At 61.3% G+C, this 20012-nt stretch carries 16 protein-coding genes; 4 read left to right on the top strand and 12 right to left on the bottom strand.

Annotation, left to right across the window (positions count from 1 at the left end; genetic code table 11):
* Window positions 1–48: 48 nt before the first annotated feature.
* The 12 genes from urtE to I9H07_RS21105 form a co-directional block, all read right to left on the bottom strand.
* Complete coding sequence (gene urtE / locus I9H07_RS21160; protein ID WP_058392532.1) at window positions 49–747, bottom strand: urea ABC transporter ATP-binding subunit UrtE; 699 nt, start codon at window positions 745–747, stop codon at window positions 49–51.
* 110 nt (window positions 748–857) lie between these two features.
* The gene (urtD, locus tag I9H07_RS21155; RefSeq protein ID WP_024672053.1) at window positions 858–1718 is read right to left on the bottom strand and encodes an urea ABC transporter ATP-binding protein UrtD; all 861 of its coding nucleotides are present in this window, start codon (window positions 1716–1718) and stop codon (window positions 858–860) included.
* Window positions 1715–2794, bottom strand: a complete 1080-nt coding sequence (urtC, locus tag I9H07_RS21150; protein ID WP_024672052.1) for an urea ABC transporter permease subunit UrtC — start codon at window positions 2792–2794, stop codon at window positions 1715–1717. The genes urtD and urtC overlap by 4 nt, the downstream gene beginning before the upstream one ends.
* Complete coding sequence (urtB, locus tag I9H07_RS21145; protein ID WP_236424026.1) at window positions 2794–4383, bottom strand: urea ABC transporter permease subunit UrtB; 1590 nt, start codon at window positions 4381–4383, stop codon at window positions 2794–2796. Before urtB ends, urtC begins: the two co-directional genes overlap by 1 nt.
* A gap of 217 nt (window positions 4384–4600) precedes the next feature.
* Window positions 4601–5866: an urea ABC transporter substrate-binding protein gene (gene urtA / locus I9H07_RS21140; RefSeq protein WP_024672826.1), complete on the bottom strand. Its 1266-nt coding sequence runs from the start codon at window positions 5864–5866 to the stop codon at window positions 4601–4603.
* 254 nt (window positions 5867–6120) lie between these two features.
* Window positions 6121–9549, bottom strand: a complete 3429-nt coding sequence (locus tag I9H07_RS21135; protein ID WP_236424028.1) for a dermonecrotic toxin domain-containing protein — start codon at window positions 9547–9549, stop codon at window positions 6121–6123.
* 247 nt (window positions 9550–9796) lie between these two features.
* Window positions 9797–11170, bottom strand: coding sequence for a PepSY-associated TM helix domain-containing protein (locus I9H07_RS21130; protein WP_236424030.1), 1374 nt, complete (start codon window positions 11168–11170; stop codon window positions 9797–9799).
* Window positions 11171–11253: 83 nt separating this feature from the next.
* On the bottom strand, window positions 11254–11628 hold the full coding sequence (locus I9H07_RS21125; RefSeq protein ID WP_268946282.1) for a DUF2946 domain-containing protein: 375 nt from the start codon (window positions 11626–11628) through the stop codon (window positions 11254–11256).
* 73 nt (window positions 11629–11701) lie between these two features.
* Window positions 11702–12163, bottom strand: coding sequence for a copper chaperone PCu(A)C (locus tag I9H07_RS21120; RefSeq protein ID WP_236424031.1), 462 nt, complete (start codon window positions 12161–12163; stop codon window positions 11702–11704).
* A gap of 183 nt (window positions 12164–12346) precedes the next feature.
* A complete protein-coding gene (locus I9H07_RS21115; RefSeq protein ID WP_058825257.1) occupies window positions 12347–13087 on the bottom strand; it encodes a cobalt-precorrin-6A reductase in 741 nt (246 codons plus the stop codon).
* Window positions 13084–14196, bottom strand: coding sequence for a cobalt-precorrin-5B (C(1))-methyltransferase (locus tag I9H07_RS21110; protein ID WP_058825258.1), 1113 nt, complete (start codon window positions 14194–14196; stop codon window positions 13084–13086). The genes I9H07_RS21115 and I9H07_RS21110 overlap by 4 nt, the downstream gene beginning before the upstream one ends.
* Window positions 14196–15398: a bifunctional cobalt-precorrin-7 (C(5))-methyltransferase/cobalt-precorrin-6B (C(15))-methyltransferase gene (locus I9H07_RS21105; RefSeq protein WP_058825259.1), complete on the bottom strand. Its 1203-nt coding sequence runs from the start codon at window positions 15396–15398 to the stop codon at window positions 14196–14198. Before I9H07_RS21105 ends, I9H07_RS21110 begins: the two co-directional genes overlap by 1 nt.
* A 128-nt stretch (window positions 15399–15526) precedes the next feature.
* On the opposite strand from I9H07_RS21105, the gene cobG reads away from it, so the two are divergent.
* The 4 genes from cobG to cobJ are packed head-to-tail and all read left to right on the top strand — an operon-like array spanning window position 15527 to window position 19924.
* A complete protein-coding gene (gene cobG, locus I9H07_RS21100; RefSeq protein WP_283107540.1) occupies window positions 15527–16867 on the top strand; it encodes a precorrin-3B synthase in 1341 nt (446 codons plus the stop codon).
* A complete protein-coding gene (locus I9H07_RS21095; RefSeq protein ID WP_024644125.1) occupies window positions 16864–17490 on the top strand; it encodes a precorrin-8X methylmutase in 627 nt (208 codons plus the stop codon). Before cobG ends, I9H07_RS21095 begins: the two co-directional genes overlap by 4 nt.
* Window positions 17490–18221, top strand: coding sequence for a precorrin-2 C(20)-methyltransferase (locus tag I9H07_RS21090; RefSeq protein ID WP_024674957.1), 732 nt, complete (start codon window positions 17490–17492; stop codon window positions 18219–18221). The genes I9H07_RS21095 and I9H07_RS21090 overlap by 1 nt, the downstream gene beginning before the upstream one ends.
* Complete coding sequence (cobJ, locus tag I9H07_RS21085; protein ID WP_236424033.1) at window positions 18221–19924, top strand: precorrin-3B C(17)-methyltransferase; 1704 nt, start codon at window positions 18221–18223, stop codon at window positions 19922–19924. The genes I9H07_RS21090 and cobJ overlap by 1 nt, the downstream gene beginning before the upstream one ends.
* Window positions 19925–20012 lie beyond the last annotated feature (88 nt).

The following is a 20012-nucleotide window of genomic DNA, read 5'->3' as shown; positions in this document are numbered from 1 at the left end:
GGCATCTTCACTGGTTGGTCGAGTGCTGCACGATAACGGATTGGCGCATCAAATGGTGACCAGGCCGCGCACCCCGTCGGCCTCCATGTTTTCGCCGCGGCCTTGCTGAACGATCTCGCCGCGCGACATCACCAGATACTGATCAGCCAGTTCCGCCGCAAAATCGTAGAACTGCTCGACCAGCAAAATCGCCATGTCGCCGCGCTCGGCCAGCTTTTTGATCACCGCGCCGATCTCTTTTATCACCGACGGCTGGATGCCTTCGGTGGGCTCATCGAGGATCAGCAGGCGCGGGCGACTCGCCAGCGCCCTGCCAATCGCCAGTTGCTGCTGCTGACCACCGGACAGGTCTCCGCCACGGCGATGCTTCATCTGCAGCAGCACCGGAAACAGCTCGTAGATGAAGGCGGGCACTTCCTTGGCTTCAGAGCCGGGAAAGCGTGACAGGCCCATCAGCAGATTTTCCTCGACCGTCAGCCGACCGAAGATCTCTCGGCCCTGTGGCACGTAAGCAATACCGGCGTGTACGCGCTGATGTGTCTTGAAACCGGTGATGGCCTTGCCTTCCCAATGCACCGCGCCTTCCTTCGAAGGCAGCAGGCCCATCAGGACGCGCAGCAGCGTGGTTTTACCGACGCCATTGCGGCCCAGCAGGCAGGTGACTTCACCGACCTTCACCTCAAACGACAGACCGCGAAGAATATGGCTGCCGCCGTAATATTGGTGGAGCTTTTCGACCTGGAGCATGGTGGGTCCTTTTTTGAGCTGCAAGCTACACGTTTCAAGCGGCAAGAAAGAGCAGCATGCTGCCTTTGCTTCTAGCTTGCCGCTTGCAGCTAAAAGCTTGCAGCTGGGCGCTAGCGCCCTAAATACACTTCAATCACGCGTTCGTCGGCCTGTACGTCGTTCAGTGAGCCTTCGGCCAGTACGCTGCCCTGATGCAGCACGGTGACGTGATCGGCAATCGAGCCGACGAAGCCCATGTCGTGTTCCACCACCATCAGCGAGTGCTTGCCTGCGAGGCCCTTGAACAGTTCGGCGGTGAACTCGGTTTCGGCGTCGGTCATGCCAGCCACCGGTTCGTCGAGCAGCAAGAGTTGCGGGTCCTGGACCAGCAACATGCCGATTTCCAGAAACTGCTTCTGGCCGTGGGACAGCAAGCCTGCCGGGCGATGCATCGAGGAGGTCAGGCGAATGGTGTCCAGCACTTCGTTGATCCGGTCCTGCTGTTCGCCGCTGAGGCGCGCGCGCAGGCTGGCCCACACCGATTTGTCGGTCTTCTGCGCCAGTTCCAGGTTTTCGAACACGCTCAGGGCTTCGAATACCGTGGGTTTCTGAAATTTGCGGCCAATGCCGGACTGGGCAATCTGCACCTCGCTCATCTGCGTCAGGTCCAGCGTTTCACCGAACCACGCTTTGCCGTGGCTGGGGCGGGTCTTGCCGGTGATGACGTCCATCAGCGTGGTCTTGCCTGCGCCATTGGGGCCGATGATGCAGCGCAGTTCACCCACGCCGATGTACAGATTCAGGTCATTCAACGCCTTGAAACCGTCGAAGCTGACGCTGATGTCTTCCAGCGTGAGGATCGTGCCGTGGCGCGTATTCAGGCCTTTGCCGGCGCTTTTGCCGAAGCCTACGGCGTCGCGGCTGGTGCCGGCGTCGGAGTTGGGGGCCAGCACCGGTTCGAGCATGCAGGACGGGGTCGGAGTGGTTTTCATTGCTCGCTCCTTTTCTTCAGCAGGCCGATCACACCCTTGGGCAGGTACAGCGTGACGATGATGAACAGCGCGCCGAGAAAGAACAGCCAGTATTCCGGGAAAGCCACGGTGAACCAGCTTTTCATGCCATTCACCAGACCCGCGCCCAGCAGCGGGCCGATCAGTGTGCCGCGACCGCCCAAAGCGACCCAGACAGCCGCTTCGATGGAGTTGGTCGGCGACATTTCGCTGGGGTTGATGATGCCCACCTGCGGCACATACAAGGCCCCGGCCAGGCCGCACATGACGGCGCTCAACACCCAGACGAACAGTTTGAAGCCGCGTGGATCGTAGCCGCAGAACATCAGTCGGTTTTCGGCATCACGCAGCGCCGTCAGAACCCGGCCGAACTTGCTCTGCGCCAGCTTCCAGCCGATGTACAGGCTGGCGACCAGCAACACGACAGTGGCCAGAAACAGCACGGCACGGGTGCCTTGCGAGCTGATGCTGAAGCCCAGAATGCTGCGGAAGTTGGTGAAGCCGTTGTTGCCGCCAAAACCGGTTTCGTTGCGGAAAAACAGCAGCATGCCGGCAAAGGTCAGAGCCTGGGTCATGATCGAGAAATACACGCCCTTGATACGTGAGCGGAAGGCGAAAAAGCCGAACACCAGCGCCAGCAACCCCGGCGCCAGCACCACCAGGCACAGCGCCCAGAGAAAATTATCGGTGCCCGCCCAGTACCACGGCAGTTCGGTCCACGACAGGAAGGTCATGAATGCCGGCAAGCCGTCGCCTGCGGCCTGACGCATCAGGTACATACCCATCGCATAACCACCCAGCGCGAAGAACAGGCCGTGCCCCAGCGATAAAAGCCCGGCGTAGCCCCAGACCAGATCCAGCGCGAGGGCGACGATGGCGTAGCAGAGAATCTTGCCCACCAGCGTCAGGGTGTAGGCCGACACCTGAAAGCTGTTGTCGGCAGGCAAGAGCGACAGCAGCGGCAGTGCCAGCAGCACGGCGAGGATCAGAATGCCCACCGTCAGCGTGCCTTTGGGGCCGACTTTTTGTGCGGCAGTTACCATCAATGGCTGGCTCATCAGTCGATCACCCGTCCTTTCAATGCGAAGAGGCCTTGCGGACGTTTCTGGATAAACAGAATGATCAGCGCGAGGATCAGGATCTTGCCCAGTACCGCGCCGATCTGCGGTTCGAGAATCTTGTTGGCAATGCCAAGGCCGAAGGCCGCGGTGACACTGCCAGCCAGTTGCCCGACACCGCCGAGCACCACCACCAGGAATGAATCGATGATGTAGCTCTGGCCAAGGTCCGGGCCGACGTTGCCGATCTGACTAAGCGCAACGCCGCCCAGACCTGCGATGCCCGAGCCCAGCCCGAAGGCCATCATGTCGATGCGCCCGGTCGGCACGCCACAGCAGGCCGCCATGTTGCGGTTCTGGGTCACTGCGCGCACGTTCAGGCCCAGACGGGTCTTGTTCAGCAACAGCCAGGTCAGTACCACCACGAACAGCGCGAACGCGATGATTACGATGCGGTTGTAAGGCAGCACCAGGTTGGGCAGCACCTGTATCCCGCCGGACAGCCATTCCGGGTTGGCGACTTCGACGTTTTGCGCGCCGAACGCCAGCCGCACGGCCTGGATCAGCATCAGGCTGATGCCCCAGGTGGCGAGCAGGGTTTCCAGCGGGCGGCCGTACAAATGACGAATCACCGTGCGCTCCAGGGCCATGCCGATAGCGGCGGTGACAAAAAACGCCACTGGCAGCGCGATCAACGGGTAGTACTCGATCGCGCCCGGCGCATAGCGCTGGAACATCAGTTGCACTACATAGGTTGAATACGCGCCCAGCATCAGCATTTCGCCGTGGGCCATGTTGATCACGCCGAGCAGGCCGAAGGTAATTGCCAGGCCCAGTGCCGCCAGCAGCAGGATCGAACCCAGTGACATGCCGCTGAACGCCTGACCGAGAATTTCGCCAATCATCAGCTTGCGGTTGACCTGCGCCAGACTGGTTTCAGCGGCGATGCGAACCGACGCGTCGGTTTCAACGCCTGGCTCCAGCAGCGATTCAAGTCGGGTGCGGGCCAGCGGATCGCCGGTTTCGCCAAGCAGGCGTACTGCCGCCAGGCGCACCGTGGGGCTGGAATCGACCATCTGCAGGTTGGCCAAGGCCAGTGTCAGTGCACTTTTGACGCTGGAATCGGTTTCGCTGGCCACTCGTTGGCTCAGCAGAGCCAATTGTGCAGGGCGGGCGCTTTTTTGCAGTTGCAAGGCGGCCGCGAGACGTAGCCTGGTATCGGCTGCCAGCAGTTGATGGCTGGCCAGCGCGGTTTCGACCAGGCCACGGAGTCGATTGTTCAGGCGCAGTTTGCGCGGCTCGTCGGGGGTGGGGGCATCGGCAGCAGCGGGTGCATCGGCATCCGCGGGCACGTATTTCTCGTTGCTTTCGATCCAGGCGCGCTTGCTGCTGTCAGCGGCAACACGGCCATCGCGCAACGCTTCCAGCAGTTCGATGCGTTCAGGGACCGGGCTGGCTGCCCAGGCCTCGAGCAGCTCGGCCTGTCGGGAAGAACTGGCCGCGGCAAAATCACCGGCATCGCTGGCCTGCGCTGCAAAGGGCAGCAGCAGGCTGAACGCGAGGATGAAGCGGTAGAGGTAAGAAGGCATATCAATATGGCCTTGATTCAGTATGGCGTTCCACAGGGCGCTCGTGGTTGTCCGCCCTCACACTGCTCGTTCCTCACGCTCCGCGTGGGAATGCCTTTCGTGACGCTCTGCGTCACATTTGCATCGAGCTGCATTTTCGGGGGTGGACGCGGAGCGTCCAGAACTGCATTCCCACGCTGGAGCGTGGGAACGATCAGGCGTCAGGCAACGTTATCCGTCAGTTGCTCTTCACCGGAGTGTCCGGCTTCTTGTCGTTGCCGGGGATGTACGGGCTCCAGGGTTGGGCGCGGATCGGTTCTTTGGTCTGCCAGACGACGTTGAACTGCCCGTCGTCCTGGATTTCGCCGATCATCACTGGCTTGTGCAGGTGGTGGTTGGTCTTGTCCATGGTCAGGGTGAAGCCGGACGGGGCGGCGAACGTCTGCCCGGCCATGGCTTCACGCACCTTGTTCACGTCGGTGGATTTGGCTTTTTCGACGGCCTGTGCCCACATGTGGATACCGACGTAGGTGGCTTCCATCGGATCGTTGGTGACGGCTTTGTCAGCGCCCGGCAGGTTCTTCTGTTTGGCGTAGGCTTTCCAGTCAGCGACGAACTTCTTGTTGACGGGATTTTCCACCGACTGGAAGTAGTTCCAGGCGGCCAGATGGCCCACCAACGGTTTGGTGTCGATGCCGCGCAGTTCTTCTTCGCCTACCGAGAAGGCGACTACCGGAACGTCGGTGGCTTTCAGGCCCTGGTTGGCCAGCTCTTTATAGAACGGCACGTTGGAGTCGCCGTTGACGGTCGAGATCACAGCCGTCTTGCCGCCCGCCGAGAACTTCTTGATGTTGGCGACGATGGTTTGATAATCGGAGTGACCGAACGGGGTGTAGACCTCTTCGATATCGGTATCTTTCACACCTTTGGAGTGCAGGAACGCGCGCAGAATCTTGTTGGTGGTCCGCGGGTAAACGTAGTCGGTGCCCAGCAGGAAGAAGCGCTTGGCCGAGCCGCCGTCTTCGCTCATCACATACTCGACCGCAGGAATGGCCTGCTGGTTAGGCGCTGCGCCGGTATAGAACACGTTGGGCGACATCTCTTCGCCTTCGTACTGCACCGGATAGAACAGCAAGCCGTTCAACTCTTCAAAGACCGGCAATACGGATTTTCGCGACACCGAGGTCCAGCAGCCGAATACCACGGCAACCTTGTCCTGCGTCAGCAACTGACGGCCCTTTTCCGCGAACAGCGGCCAGTTGGACGCCGGGTCCACAACCACGGGTTCCAGCATCTTGCCGTTGACACCGCCTTTGGCGTTGATTTCGTCAATGGTCATCAACGCCATGTCTTTAAGCGAGGTTTCGGAGATAGCCATGGTTCCGGACAACGAATGCAGAATGCCGACCTTGATGGTCTCGGCAGCCTGAACGGTCCAGGTCAGCCCCATGGCGGCGATCGATGCGGACAGGGTAAAGGCTTTGATCAGGCTGCGACGCTTCATTGACTGGCTCCCTTCATTGTTTTGATGGTTCTGCGGCGGTGCATTACGTTGCCCGCTACAAGCTTTAGCAAGGTCTGGGCCAAGCCCCGCACGTCGCAAAACGGAACGAATGTGTCGCGGGGCGAGGAGGGTGTGCACCAAGGTGGAACCCGGTTCTGCACAAGGTGCATTCCGGGCGCTGCATTGGTGCAAAGGTGTTCAGGCAGGACAGCCAGCCGAGTGCGCCGGCTTTCCTGATCAGTCGCTTGCGGGTTTCAGACCCACCATTCAGGTTCTCCGGTGTAGAGGTCGTAGGTCTGGTCGACCAGTTGCTCGGGCGCATCGAACCAGGCGAACAGTTGTCCGTTGATCCGCTTGGTCGCACCCAGTTGCACGTATGTCCCCGGTGGAATGGCTACGTGATCACCAAGAAAGCCGGTGAACATGTTTTTCTTGGGCACCCCCGGCGCATAGATGAAGAACACCGGGTGGTTTTCGGCATTGGCGTTGCGGCTCACAAACCCGTCCTGGCTCCACCTGGAGGCGTTGGCTCGCGACACCGACGCAGACTGCACGCCGTTGTCGGTAAATACCGCACCCACTTCGCGCTCTAGGCACGCCACTCCGTCGCTGGATACATAGGTGGCGCGAAATGCAGTGCCTTCCCACGCCTTGAGCTTATGGAACTGACGTAGAAACTTGCGTGTCGTGGCGTTGCGCACGCCGCTTCGCAGCAGCGGATTGATGTCCATTGAACCGCCTTCCACGTAGGCGACGATTTCGGAAAAGTTTTCTGCGTTGGACGTCTTGGCCAGCGCCAGGTAGTCGGTCTCGAACGCCAGGCGTTCGGTGCTACTGGCCTCTTCCAGAGACGCCGGCCAGTGAGTTGTCAGGCTGGCCAGCCGGGATTGAGCATTACGGATTGCCGTCTGACTCATGCGCGGGATCTGTTTGCCCACGATTTTCCAGGTGCCGCTGGTGCTGCGCAAGGCAAACTCCTGCTCGTGCACCAGTTGCGTTGCATCCATCGGGTTGACCCGATAAAGGCGTGAGTGACCGAACATGTTGGCCCGCCGGCTCAGAAAGCAGGTCTGGCCTTCTACCTCAATGGCGACGAAGCGTTTGGGGTCCATGGTGACGATCAGTTTAGAGTTTGCAAAACGTGGAGCCTTGGAGTGCGACAGGAGGTAGCCGATCTGTACCTGACCGTCACGGCCTACTCTGCGTATCAGGTGCGGGCGTCTTGGCTTTTTTGTCGCGCTGACTGCCGGTTTCAGGGCCAGCGCCAAGTGGCCGACCAAGGCGATGGCCAGATAGCTGATGGCGCTCAGGAACTCTTCGGCAGCACCTTCCAGATCATTCTCATCGACCTTTGAAAAGGCACTCCAGGTCTTGTACAGGCCTACCCCCAACGAGACAGGCAGCATGATCGGATCAGGCAAAAACAGAATCGCAATGCCGGCGAGCAGATCGAATCCCCGGGCCGATTGCCCCCTGCCGGTTGCCTGACTCATCTGCCGTTTGGCTTCGTTGATCAGATGGTTGATCTTGGTCTCGTGATTTTCCTCGTAAATGTCTTTGCTCTGGCTGACAAACACGACCGGGTGCAGCAGCCTTGACGGGATCGGTAGCAGCGTCAGTTGGGTGAATACTTCTGGCGGACGCCAATGCTTGGCTTCCTTTTCGTACTGCATCGCATTCAGCGTCTCAAGACGCCTGGAAACCGGTATTTGCTGAATCAGATACTGCTGGAAGGGTCTCTCTTCCAGAAAGCGGGTAGTCAGGTGATACATGCTGTTGAACCAGCGGAAAACCACACCGTCGGAAGCATCCAGCGTGCAAAGCACCAGCGGCCCCTTCTCGAATTTACCGGCTGGAGCAATCAGCATGACATTGGTCATCTTGAATTGATTGACGCTGAAAAACCTGACCTCTATGGCTTCGCCGTTGACGGTTGGACGTCCTTGCGGCGCGGGGGAGTCCAGCACTGCCTTGATCCACTCGCGGCCCAATGGTGCAAAAGCCTGCTGCTCCAGCTCCAGCAGCGCCATCTTCATCTGCGCCTCCAGCATGGCCTTTTGCAATTTTTTCAACTGCTGTGCGTAGGCCGAGGTCCTCAGATGAAGGTCGAGGTAATCGCTGAGATGCTGCGGGTCCTCTATGGCCTCTACCAGCGCCTTGATAGCTGACTTTTCCAGTCGAGTGATGACGGCACCGGTGTCATCGACAGCCCGGACTACCAGTGCGTCCTCGACCAGAATACGGTGAGCACGGTCATGCGCCAATTGCCTGAGTGAGACCTGCAGAGTACTGGTTGCCGGTGGCACGGGGGCGCCGGTAATCTCCTGCACTTCAGTGCCTACACGATAAGTCATTGACAGCGTGATGCGTTCTGCTGCTGTCGGGATGGACGACCGTTTCAGCATGTCATCCAGTTGCTTGTCGATATAGCGCGTGAGGTAGGTGCGGCTGTCGTTCTCCGGCTGGTCGAAGTTATCCTTGCTGGCTTGCCGGATGCTGACGATCGATTCACCAAACCGTTGTGCCTGATCCAGCCATTCCTGGTGTTGCGATGGCGTCATGGTTTTCCACCATTCGGGCATCTGGCTCTGAATCAGATCGGCGTCCAGTCTGTCGAGCCGCCAGTGGTTATCGAAATAAACGTCCGATCCCGGCAGATGGGTCAATGATTGCTCGAAACAAATCTCGTCCATGCGTTGAGCGCGAGCGAGTTGTACAGCCTGTGCAAAAATTGACTGCTGTCTGACGACCAGACCTGCATGCAGCAGGCTCAGGAAGTCGCCTTCCATCAAGGTGTACTGCCAATGCAGCTCGCTGGCGTTGGAGTCGATCTGGTTCACCTGTTCAGTTCCCAGGCTTTGCCCGTATTCGAGGACTGACCCCCTCTTGACCAGGGTTTCGTGCAATTGCTTCAAGGACGCAAATGCCTGCAGCCCTTCGTGGGGCGTGAACAGCAGGACATCTTCACGTTCTTCTTCGTCGATCCGTACCGGTTCGTCACGCAGGCGTCGGGCAATGACAAACGCACCGTAAAGCGACACCGGAGGACCCTCGCCGGTACGCGCCGAGAGGCTGTACACACTGTGCGCTTGAATATCCGCGATGTTTGCGGCCAGGCTGGTGTCGCATGGGCGCAGTGCTTGCGAAAGCAGGCTGTAGTGGTTGGTGGTCATTTTTTCCAGCGCAATGAGCACTACGCACTCGGATTTCAGGCACTCGATCTGTTCGGCGATGAACTGACTGCGCCGGGTGTCGCCGCCATCGGTGGCTGCGCTCCAGTAGTCTGCCAGTTTCTGGCGGTAGAACGGTTCCAGTTGCTGGTTGATCTGGTTGTAAAACAGGGTCGTGGCCGCCCCGTCCAACAGCGGGATGGCTGGCGTTTGTGACGTGGAGGAGGGCGATGGGTAGAGCCCTTGTACGTCGCTGTGGGCCCAGTTCAGATGACCGGTGAAATACTCGACCAGGCTGGGTATCAGGGGAGCATTGATTAGGTTCCCGTCGTCTGAAGCTGCCTGGCTGTCCCGGTAGCTCAGCGATGTGGTCTGAACATCCAGCTCGGGTATGAGGCGGTGCAGCAGATCACGGGCCAGTTCCAGCGTAACCTGGCTGAAAGTGGGCGGGTAGGTCTCGCTGGCAGGTGGGTTGTCTGGCAGTGGGGGTGATGCGGTGAGCGGTAGGTTCATGGTGCCGATTCGTCTGCATGATGGATGATCCGCTCAAGGCGTTGGCCGGGCGGTTCATTTCATATAGTCAGGCTTGAAGGCACACGGGTATCGGCCAGCGCAGTTCGAGGACTGCAGCAACGGCTGTCTGATCGGTAGGAAGTATCGGAAACGCGCGAGATTGAGGTAAGGGCGAGGCCTGAAACCGGGTATGAGGAGGAATTCATCACAACGCCACTCAATGGTTTCAGGCCCCGCAGGGAGCAATCTAAGCTGTTGTCGCCTGTTTGGCAAAGCGCGAAAGCACTATTCGATCAAGCACCCAGACAATCAGCATTGAAACACCCACCAGAGGGAAGAGTGCGCCCAATGCAATCATGACCACGGTCGCCGTTTTCCAGCGCGGCAGATCGTGACGCAACGGCGGTACACCCAGCCCGCGCTGAGGTCGGCGCTTCCACCAGATCACCAGGCCGCTGACCGAGCTGAGCAACACCATCAGGCACACCAGCAGGATCAGCAACTGGTTGACCCAGCCGAAAAACTTGCCTTCATGCAGCATTACGCCCAGCTCGGTGGCCTTGGACACTGCGCTGTAATCGACATAGCGCACATCGGCCAGCACTTTGCCGGTGTACTGGTCGATATGCAGCGTGGCGTCATCGCGTGGGTCGTCGGCGAACACCGACACGGTAAACACGCCATCGGCGGTCTTCGGCTGGGTGATGCTGTAGCCCGGCACGATTTCTCTGGCCCGTGCGATGTCGACCACCTTCTGCAACGACACCTTTGGCGCGGCCGGTGCGCTGGACATGTGCATGTGGTCCATGTGCTCGGCGTGTTCGCCGGTAGACACCGGCATCGGGGTGTTCTCCATGGCCCACGGTACCGTCTGCACGCTGGCGCTGTTCAGCTCGCCGGCCGTTCTGTCGGATTTGGGCACGTTGGTCCACATCGCTGCCGGGAAGGTATTCCACACCGCTGCGTATTGCTTGCCCCACAGACCGGTCCAGGTCATGCCGCTCAACAGCATGAACAGCAGCAATAATGCGCCCCAGAAACCCGTAACTGCGTGCAGGTCTCGCCACAGCACTCGGCCTTTGGCGGTCAGGCGCGGCCAGAACACGCCAGCCGCCGAGCGACCGCGTGGCCACCACAGATAGAGGCCGGAGACCACCAGCACAATGCCCCAGCCCGCCGCCAGCTCGACAAGCCGGTCACCCACGGTGCCGATCATCAATTCGCCATGCAGTGCGCGGGCAATCGCCTGCAAATTATCCTTGGCGTCCTGAGTGCCAAGAATGTCGCCGCGATAGGGATCGACGAAGACGTTGACCTCGCGCCCCTGCTCGCTGACCACAAACTGCGCACTGCCCTCGGTGCTGGTGGGCGGGAAATATTTGCCGATGGCGGCCTGTGGGTAAGTACTCAGCACCCGCTGTTGCAGCTCATCGGCACCAAGACGATGCTCGGTCGGCGTCACGTACAGCAGATCGCTGTACATCAGGTTGTCCAGTTGCGGCTTGAACAGGTAAATGATCCCGGTCAGAGACAGCAGGATCATGAATGGCGCAACGAACAGCCCGGCGTAGAAATGCCATCGCCAGGCCAGGTTATAAAAGGACACAACAGGTTTGGACACGTTCAACGCTCCCCAATAGGGATAACACAGCACGAACCGCGCGCAGCCTTGAGCCGCGCGCGGTCGTGGAATCTTTTTTCTGGTTATACGGTGATGAGCGTCGGCGGAGCCCGGCTGCGGGCATTGGGGAAGATCGGTTTGTGTGCGTGCCCTTGCAGGGGTTGTAAGGCGAAGAAATCGCCAGGTCTTGGCGGCGGGGCAGCCACCAGCTCCAGTACCTGGGGCAGCGCCGGGCAACTGAACAGCAGGGTGCAATAGCCGCACTTGGCCCACAGCGCGTGATCGCTCATGCCGGTGTCGGCAGGCATGGCGTGTTCGGCACCGTGATGGGCGTGGCTGTCAGCCGACATGTCCATGCTGGCGGGCATGGACATCGACATACCGGCGTGCTGATCCATCGGCATCGACTGGGAGACCAGTGGACCGATAAAGATCATCAACATGGCAAACAGGCTCAGCCAAACGCCCCGGTTATTACGGGGGCTGGTGGAGCTATTGCGGCGGCGTGTGGCGTTCACTCTGGAAAGCGACTCAGTGCTGGTGTTCCGGGGCCTGCTTTTGTACCACGACCTGCACCTCGACATCTCCCGCCTTTTCAAAATGCAGGGTCATCGGGAAGCGCTGGCCGACCACCAGCTTCGAACGGTCCTTGATGTCCAGCAGCATCACATGCCAGACCATCGGCGCAAAACTCACTTTGGCGCCTGCCGGGATATCGACCGCCTGAACAGGCTGCATCTTCATCAAGCCGTCGGCGTGTACATGCTCATGCAACTGCGCCTGCCCGGCGATGGGGGTGTCGACGCTGATCAGCCGGTCGGCGCTGTCGCCTTTATTCTCAATCGTGAAATACGTCGCCACAGTCGGTGCATTGGGCGGCAGTTCCATTGACCACGGATGGCCAATCAGCAACTTTCCTGCCTTGTACTCATGGGCCTGGACGAAGCAGGCTGGCAGCAGCAGTGCGGCCAGCAGGAATGCTTTTTTGAGCATGGGGGGATTCTCCGGGGGCTTTCAGATGTTTTGCCCATCGTTATAAACAAGTCCGGCTGACTCTCGTGCGTTGGCATGCATTCATGAAGCCCTGCGTCACACATCCAAGCCGCGCCGCACATTCAATGTCGGACGCAGAGCGTCCATAACTGCATTTCTACGCTGGAGCGTGCGGAACGAGAACTATCGTGGGTTCAGCCTTTTTTCAGCAAGCCCCAACGCCCCCAACACCTCATCCACGCCCCAGAACACTCGATCCACCTCAGGCAGTTGCGGGCGTTTCAGGATCAAGACGGGCAGGCCGCGTTCGCGGGCGACGTCCAGTTTGGGTTCGGTGGAGCTGCTGCCGCTGTTTTTACTGACCAGTACGTCGATATTGCGTTGTTCGAACAACTGACGTTCATCGTTCAGCAAAAACGGGCCGCGTGCGCCGATCACTTCGCAGCGGTCGTTGCCGGGGTAGCTGTCCAGGGCGCGCAGTGTCCAGAACTGATGTTTGGGGATTTCATGCAAGTGCTGCAACGGCTCGCGCCCCAACGTGAACAGCGGGCGTTTGAAAGGCGTCAGCGCCGTGACCAGTTCTGCCCAGTCAGCCACTTCGCGCCAGTCATCACCCGCCCCGGGTTGCCACGCAGTACGGCGCAAGGCCCAGCAGGGGATACCGGCGAGCTGCGCAGCCAGTGCCGCATTGTGGCTGATCTGCGCGGCATACGGATGGGTGGCATCCAGCAGCAGATCGATGCCTTGTTCGCGAACGTACTGCGCCATGCCTTCGGCACCACCGTAGCCACCGACTTTCAGCTGGCAAGTCAGGTCTGTCGGCACCCGACCTACGCCAGCCAGGCTGTAGATATGCTCAGGTCCGAGTGTGCGGGCAATTGCCAGGGCTTCGGTGATGCCGCCCAACAGCAGGACTCTTTTCATGGTGCCTCTCTCGATGATGCAACGCCTGCCTGACCCACCAGCCCGCCCTGACGATCAATCGCGAACACCTCGACCTGAACGCTAGCCGGCACCACGCTACGCGCGAAATTCAGCGCATGGCGACACACTTCGTCACCCAGCGGCACTCCGGCTGCAGCGCTCATCGCCAACGCTTGCTGACTGGTGTTGGCGTGCAGGATCTGTTGCTGCAAGGCCGCGTCCGCCCCGACCTCTGTCGCCCAGCGCGCCAGTTGCGGCAGGTCGATACTCGAATGACGGCTGTGCAGGTCCATGTGACCGGCCGCCAGTTTGCTGATCTTGCCGAAGCCGCCGCACAGGCTCAACTTATCCACAGGCACCTTGCGCAGATGCTTGAGCACCGCGCCAACAAAGTCGCCCATTTCGATCAGAGCGATGTCCGGGATGTTGTAGACGCGGCGCATGGTGTCTTCGCTGGCGTTGCCGGTGCAGGCGGCGATATGCCGATAGCCGTTGGTCGTCGCAACGTCGATGCCTTGGTGGATCGAGGCGATGTAGGCCGCACAGGAGAACGGCCGGACAATCCCGCTGGTGCCGAGAATCGACAGCCCGCCGAGAATCCCCAGGCGCGGGTTCATGGTCTTGAGTGCCAGCGCTTCGCCGCCCTCGACACCAATCGTGATCTCGAAACCGCCGCGGTAGCCCTGTTCATCCGCCAGCTGCAGCAAGTGCTCGGTCATCATGCGTCGCGGTACCGGGTTGATGGCCGGTTCACCCACCGCCAGCACCAGCCCGGGCCGTGTCACGCTGCCGACACCTGCGCCTGCCACGAAGCGCACGCCGGGTGATGCTTGCAGCCTGACGCGGGCAAACACCAGCGCGCCGTGGGTCACATCCGGGTCGTCACCGGCATCCTTGAGCGTTCCGGCCTCCGCGAAGTTATCCACAACACGGCAGAACTCCAGACGCATCTGCACCTGTTTGCCCTTGGGCAATACAATCTCAACCGCATCGCTGGCCTGTCCGCTGAGCAACAATCGCGCGGCCGCCAGGCTGGTCGCGGTCGCGCAACTGCCGGTGGTCAGGCCACTGCGCAGCGGGGCTGGCTGTTCGGCGGTTTCTTCGCGCATCAGGGTTTGACCACGTCCAGCACGGTAATAGGCAAGGCTTGCCGCCAGGTATCAAACTCGCCAAGCGGCTGGGCATGCGCCACATGAATGCGCGTCAGTTCGCCGCCATGCCGCTCGCGCCAGGCCATCAAGGCGGCCTCGCTTTGCAGGGTCACCGCGTTGGCAACCAGCCGGCCGCCAGAGCGCAACTGCTCCCAGCAGGTTTCCAGCACGCCAATACGCGTCACCCCGCCGCCGATAAAAATCGCATCCGGACGTTCCAGGCCGTTCAACGCCTGAGGCGCACTGCCGCGAACCAGTTGCAGGCCGGGCACGCCCAGCGCATCACGATTGAATTCGATCAGCTGCTGGCGACCTTCGTCGGCCTCGATGGCCATGGCCCGGCAGGTGGGGTGGGCGCGCATCCATTCGATGCCGATGGAGCCACACCCCGCGCCCACATCCCACAGCAACTCGCCCGGCACTGGCGCGAGGCGGGCGAGGGTGATGGCCCGCACATCTCGCTTGGTGAGCTGGCCGTCATGCTCGAAAGCACTGTCCGGTAACCCGGCCAGCGTGCTCAAGCGAATGGCACCGGCATCGGCGCGACAATCGATGGCAACCACGTTCAGGGCCGCGATATCAGGGGTGCCCCATTCGCTGGCCAGCCCTTCGACACGCCGTTCGGCTTCGCCGCCGAGGTGTTCAAGTACGGTCATGCGGCTCGGGCCAAAGCCGCGATCACGCAGCAGACCTGCAATGATCGCCGGGCTGCTGCCGTCGTTGCTCAGTACCAGCAGGCGCACGCCATGATGAAAGTGGGCGTTCAGGGCCGCTACGGGGCGGGCGACCACCGACAACGTGACAACCTCCTGCAGCGGCCAGCCCAGCCGGGCCGCAGCCAGCGAATAAGAAGACGGTGCTGGCAGAATGCGCATTTCTTCGATGGCGACCACGCGCGCCAGACTGGCACCGACGCCGAACAGCATGGGATCGCCGCTGGCCAGCACGCAGATCTCGGCACCGCGCTGTTCCAGCACCGGGTTCAGCGAAAAAGGACTCGGCCAGGCACGCCGTTCGGCCCGAATACAAGGCGGCAGCAACGCCAGCTGGCGCGGGCCGCCGAACACCTGATCAGCGTGCAACAGCGCGTGCCGGGCGTTCTTGCCCAGGCCCTTGTAACCGTCTTCCCCGATTCCCACGACTGTCAGCCACGGCGACATGCACATACCTCAATTCGAACTTCCGACAGAGCGCCTTTTCATGCCTGCGGACAAAGCAGGCATAATACCGCGCCCAACGGGGTACAAGTGCGCTAATCCGTTTCCAGCCAGTCACATCGGGTGATCCATTGAACGAGCAGCCAGCCGCTCGCACATCGTCTGTAACGCTACGCCCCTCGGCCTGTCCGGGGTTGCTGCGTATCGTCCCGGCGCTGGACGGCGGGATCTGCCGGATCAAGCTGGCAGGCGGGGTTATCACCAGTGAACAGGCGCTGGCGGTGGCAGAAGCGGCGCAGACCTATGCGCAGGGCGTGATCGAGGCCACCAACCGCGCCAATCTGCAGATTCGCGGCATCGGCGCTGATCATGACGGGTTGATCCATTCGTTGATGGCGACCGGACTCGGCCCGGCCAGCCCGGCCAGTGATGACGTGCGCAACCTGATGCTCAGCCCGACCGCCGGGCTGGACCCGCACATGCTGTTCGATGCCCGGCCGCTGGCAGCACAGATTCTCGATGCGCTGGAAAACCATCCGCGTTTTCACGAACTGTCGCCCAAGTTCGCGCTGTCGCTGGACGCGGGCGAAGCGCTGGTCATGCTGGAGCACCCCCATGACGTGTGGCTGTCTGCGCTGAAACTGGACGGCGAGGTGGGGCTGGCGTTCGGGCTGGCCGGTTGTCCCGCCCATGATCGGCCACTGGCCGCTGTGCCGCTGGCTGCCGGACGGGCGCTGGTTGTCGCGTTGCTGGAGCTGTTTCTCGATCTGGCCCGGCCGGAACACACCCGGATGCGGCATCTGCTGGCCGAATTATCCACAGGCGAGCTGCTCAGTCAGCTCTCGACCCGACTGAGCTGCACATTGCGGGTTGACCCGATCGTTATCGGCTGGCAGCGTCCTGGGGTCGAAGGCAATCGCCATATCGGGGTTTATCCACAGGCGCAGTCCGGCCTGGTTGCGGTGGGCGCAGTGGTGCCGCTTGGTCGTTTGAATGCAGCCATGCTCGCCACCGTGGCGCATCTGGCTGAGCAGCATGGCGACGGCACCTTGCGCCTGACACCGTGGCAAAGCCTGTTGTTGCCCAATGTGCCGGGCGAGCGTGCGTCCGCGGTCATGGCGAACTTGAACGCTGCGGGCCTGATCTGTTGCGCCGATCAGCCGCTGGCGCAGATCGTGGCCTGTACCGGTTCTGCCGGTTGCGCCAAAGGGCTTGCCGATACCAAGACCGATGCCATGCAGCTGGCGGCCGTGCTGGCGGGCAGTCAGGCGGTGCATCTGAGCGGTTGCACGCGTTCCTGTGCCGCTGCTCATGTGGCGCCGGTGACCTTGCTGGCCGTTTCGCCCGGCCGTTACGACCTTTATTTTCGCGACGCTGCGCATTCCGGTTTCGGGGTGCTGCGCGCGCGTGACCTTACTATTGAAGCAGTTGGCGCGCAGTTGAACGCCGGCTCACGGAGCAACATTGCATGATTGATTACATCCGCGATGGTCAGGAGATATATCGCAATTCCTTCTCGATCATTCGCGCTGAAGCGCGCCTGGACACGATCCCCGCCGACCTGGAAAAACTCGCCGTGCGCGTGATCCACGCCTGCGGAATGGTCGAAGTCATCGAAGACCTGCGCTTCTCGCCGGGTGCCGGTACCGCCGGGCGCAACGCCCTGGCCGCCGGTGCGCCGATCCTGTGCGACGCGCGCATGGTCTCCGAAGGCATCACCCGCACCCGACTGCCCGCCAATAACCCGATCATCTGCACATTGCATGACGAAGGCGTGCGCGAAATGGCGCTGGAACTGGGCAACACCCGCTCCGCGGTGGCTCTGGAACGGTGGCGTCCTCATCTCGAGGGCAGTGTGGTGGTGATCGGCAATGCGCCGACCGCGCTGTTCTATCTACTGGAAATGCTCGATGCCGGTGCGCCGAAACCTGCGCTGATTCTCGGTTTTCCGGTCGGTTTCGTCGGCGCTGCCGAATCCAAGGCCATGCTCGCCGCCGACAGCCGCGGCGTGCCGTTCGTGATCATGCAGGGTCGTCGCGGCGGCAGTGCAATGGCTGTCGCCGCCGTCAACGCACTGGCCACGGAGATCGAATGATGCAGGCACGCGGTCGATTGATTGGCCTGGGCGTCGGCCCCGGCGACCCGGAGCTGATTACCGTCAAGGCCCTGCGCCTGCTGCGCGAATCACCCGTGGTGGCCTATTTCGTCGCCAAGGGCAAGAAAGGCAACGCGTTCGGCATCATCGAAGCGCATTTGCAGGACGCTCAGACGTTGATGCCGCTGGTCTACCCGGTGACTACCGAGGCATTGCCAGCGCCGTTGTCCTACGAGAAAGTCATCAGCAGTTTCTATGATGAGTCCAGCCTTCAGGTGGCCGCGCATCTGGATGCCGGGCGTGATGTGGCGGTGATCTGCGAGGGTGATCCGTTCTTCTACGGTTCCTACATGTACCTGCACGATCGCCTGGCCGAGCGTTACGAAGCCGAAGTGATTCCGGGTGTGTGTTCAATGCTCGGGGGTGCGTCGGTACTGGGTGCGCCGTTGGTGTATCGCAATCAGAGCCTGTCGGTGCTGTCCGGCGTGCTGTCCCACGACGACCTGAAACGCAAGCTGGCCGATGCCGATGCGGCGGTGATCATGAAACTGGGGCGTAATTTCCACAAGGTTCGTGAGGTGCTGACCGAACTGGGCATGGCCGGTCGGGCGCTGTATGTCGAGCGGGCGACCATGAGCAACCAGAAAATCGTGCCGCTGGATCAGGTCGATCCGATGTCGTCGCCGTACTTTTCGCTGATTATCGTTCCTGGCGACAGGTGGCAAGGCTGATGAATCCCGACACTCCAGCCATCGTCATTCTCGGCAACGGCAGCCTTGCCACGGCGCGCCGCATACAGCAGCTGTTTCCCGGTGCGCAGATTCACGGTCTCGCCGAGCGGGTGAGCGGTGCTGACTGCACCTACAGTGAATTCGGCGCGACGCTGCGTCAGTTGTATCACCAGAACACGCCGATCATTGCCCTGTGTGCAGCGGGCATCGTGATCCGCACGCTGGCGCCGCTGCTGCTGGAAAAAGGCGCAGAGCCCCCGGTGCTGGCCGTTGCCGAAGACGGCAGCGCCGTGGTGCCGCTGCTCGGCGGTCTGGGCGGGGTCAACGTTATGGCGCGCAGCATTGCGACCGGGCTTGGCGTTGCACCCGCGATCACCACCAGCGGCGAATTACGTTTTGGCACGTGCCTGCTCAACCCGCCGAGCGGGTATGTGCTGGACGATCTGGAGCGCGGCAAACGCTTTGTTTCCGACCTGCTTTCCGGGGAACCTGTGCGCATCCAGGGCGAGGCCCCTTGGCTGGCCCGCGCGCAACTGCCCGAAGACCCGCAGGCCGAGTGGGTGATTCATGTCGGTTGTGGTGTGCGTGAGCCAGCAGCCAATGAATTGCTGATTTACCCGCGCAGTGTGCTGGTCGCCGTCGCCGAAATAACCAGTGAACTGGCTGCACGAGTACGTTCAGCCTTGCGCGACTCAGGCATCGCCGAACAATCGCTGGCCTGCCTGTTGGCCAGCGAAGAGCAGATGCCCAATGCGCAACTGCATCAGGCGGCCGCCGAACTGGGCATTCCTGTGCGCTTCATCGAGGCTGAGTCGGCCAGCGCAATGGCCTCACGCGCTCTGCCGCAGCTGCTGACCTGTGTCAATGTCGGCAGCGAGATGGCGATTGCCATCGCCGAGCAGCCACTGGATGCACTGCAGATCGGTCGCGGCCGTGGGCGCGTTGCGGTGATTGGCCTGGGCCCCGGCGCAGCGGACCTGATGGTGCCAGCCGTGAAGACCGAGCTGGCACGCGCCAATGATGTGCTGGGCTACGAAACCTACGTGCGCATGGCGGGGCCTTTTCGCGCCGATCAGGTGCTGCACAGCACCGACAATCGCGAAGAAATGCTGCGTGCCCGGCATGCCTTCGAACTGGCCGCGCAAGGCCGCTCGGTGGTGGTCGTGTCGTCCGGCGACCCTGGCGTCTTTGCCATGGCCTCGGCGGTGCTGGAAGCGCTGCATGAGTCTGACAACCCGCACTGGCATGCGGTCGAGCTGGAAATCCTGCCCGGCGTCTCAGCCTCGCTGGCCACCGCCGCACAGGCCGGTGCGCCCCTCGGCCACGATTTCTGCGTGCTGTCGCTGTCCGACAACCTCAAGCCCTGGGACATCATCGAGAAGCGTCTGGAGCTGGCCTGTCAGGCCGATCTGGCATTGGCGTTCTATAACCCGATTTCCCGCTCCCGACCCTGGCAACTGGGGCGTGCGCTGGAGATTGTCCGTCAGCACCGCCTGCCTGAAACCCCCGTTACGCTGGGGCGTGACGTTGGCCGACCGGGCCAGACATTGCGCGTCATTACGCTGGGTGAACTGACGCCGGAGCAGGTCGACATGCGCACCATGGTGTTGGTCGGCTCATCGCTGACCTGCACCTTTCCTCGTCACAGCGGCGGCAATTGGGTATACACCCCGCGCTGGTACGGCGAGAAGCCTACAGCCTGATCCCGCCTGTTTGTCATACCGGCGGCTTTCGGTTGTAGGAAGTCGCCGGAATCCTCCCGTAAAGAACACTCATGCACGCCGGATTCAC

Origin of the sequence: Pseudomonas syringae, assembly GCF_023278085.1 — a bacterium.
Lineage (GTDB): Bacteria > Pseudomonadota > Gammaproteobacteria > Pseudomonadales > Pseudomonadaceae > Aquipseudomonas > Aquipseudomonas syringae_Q.
The sequence above is the reverse complement of the archived record's forward strand: the minus strand, read 5'-3'. Positions and strand labels throughout refer to the sequence as shown.

What these genes read in the sequence shown, in the direction of transcription:
- urtC (WP_024672052.1), bottom strand. Translation starts at nt 2,794, where the DNA reads ATGAGCCAGCCATTGATGGTAACTGCCGCACAAAAAGTCGGCCCCAAA.
- urtB (WP_236424026.1), bottom strand. Translation starts at nt 4,383, where the DNA reads ATGCCTTCTTACCTCTACCGCTTCATCCTCGCGTTCAGCCTGCTGCTG.
- urtA (WP_024672826.1), bottom strand. Translation starts at nt 5,866, where the DNA reads ATGAAGCGTCGCAGCCTGATCAAAGCCTTTACCCTGTCCGCATCGATC.
- I9H07_RS21115 (WP_058825257.1), bottom strand. Translation starts at nt 13,087, where the DNA reads ATGAAAAGAGTCCTGCTGTTGGGCGGCATCACCGAAGCCCTGGCAATT.
- cobJ (WP_236424033.1), top strand. Translation starts at nt 18,221, where the DNA reads ATGAATCCCGACACTCCAGCCATCGTCATTCTCGGCAACGGCAGCCTT.
- I9H07_RS21090 (WP_024674957.1), top strand. Translation starts at nt 17,490, where the DNA reads ATGCAGGCACGCGGTCGATTGATTGGCCTGGGCGTCGGCCCCGGCGAC.
- I9H07_RS21105 (WP_058825259.1), bottom strand. Translation starts at nt 15,398, where the DNA reads ATGTCGCCGTGGCTGACAGTCGTGGGAATCGGGGAAGACGGTTACAAG.
- urtD (WP_024672053.1), bottom strand. Translation starts at nt 1,718, where the DNA reads ATGAAAACCACTCCGACCCCGTCCTGCATGCTCGAACCGGTGCTGGCC.
- I9H07_RS21135 (WP_236424028.1), bottom strand. Translation starts at nt 9,549, where the DNA reads ATGAACCTACCGCTCACCGCATCACCCCCACTGCCAGACAACCCACCT.
- I9H07_RS21120 (WP_236424031.1), bottom strand. Translation starts at nt 12,163, where the DNA reads ATGCTCAAAAAAGCATTCCTGCTGGCCGCACTGCTGCTGCCAGCCTGC.
- I9H07_RS21095 (WP_024644125.1), top strand. Translation starts at nt 16,864, where the DNA reads ATGATTGATTACATCCGCGATGGTCAGGAGATATATCGCAATTCCTTC.
- urtE (WP_058392532.1), bottom strand. Translation starts at nt 747, where the DNA reads ATGCTCCAGGTCGAAAAGCTCCACCAATATTACGGCGGCAGCCATATT.
- I9H07_RS21110 (WP_058825258.1), bottom strand. Translation starts at nt 14,196, where the DNA reads ATGCGCGAAGAAACCGCCGAACAGCCAGCCCCGCTGCGCAGTGGCCTG.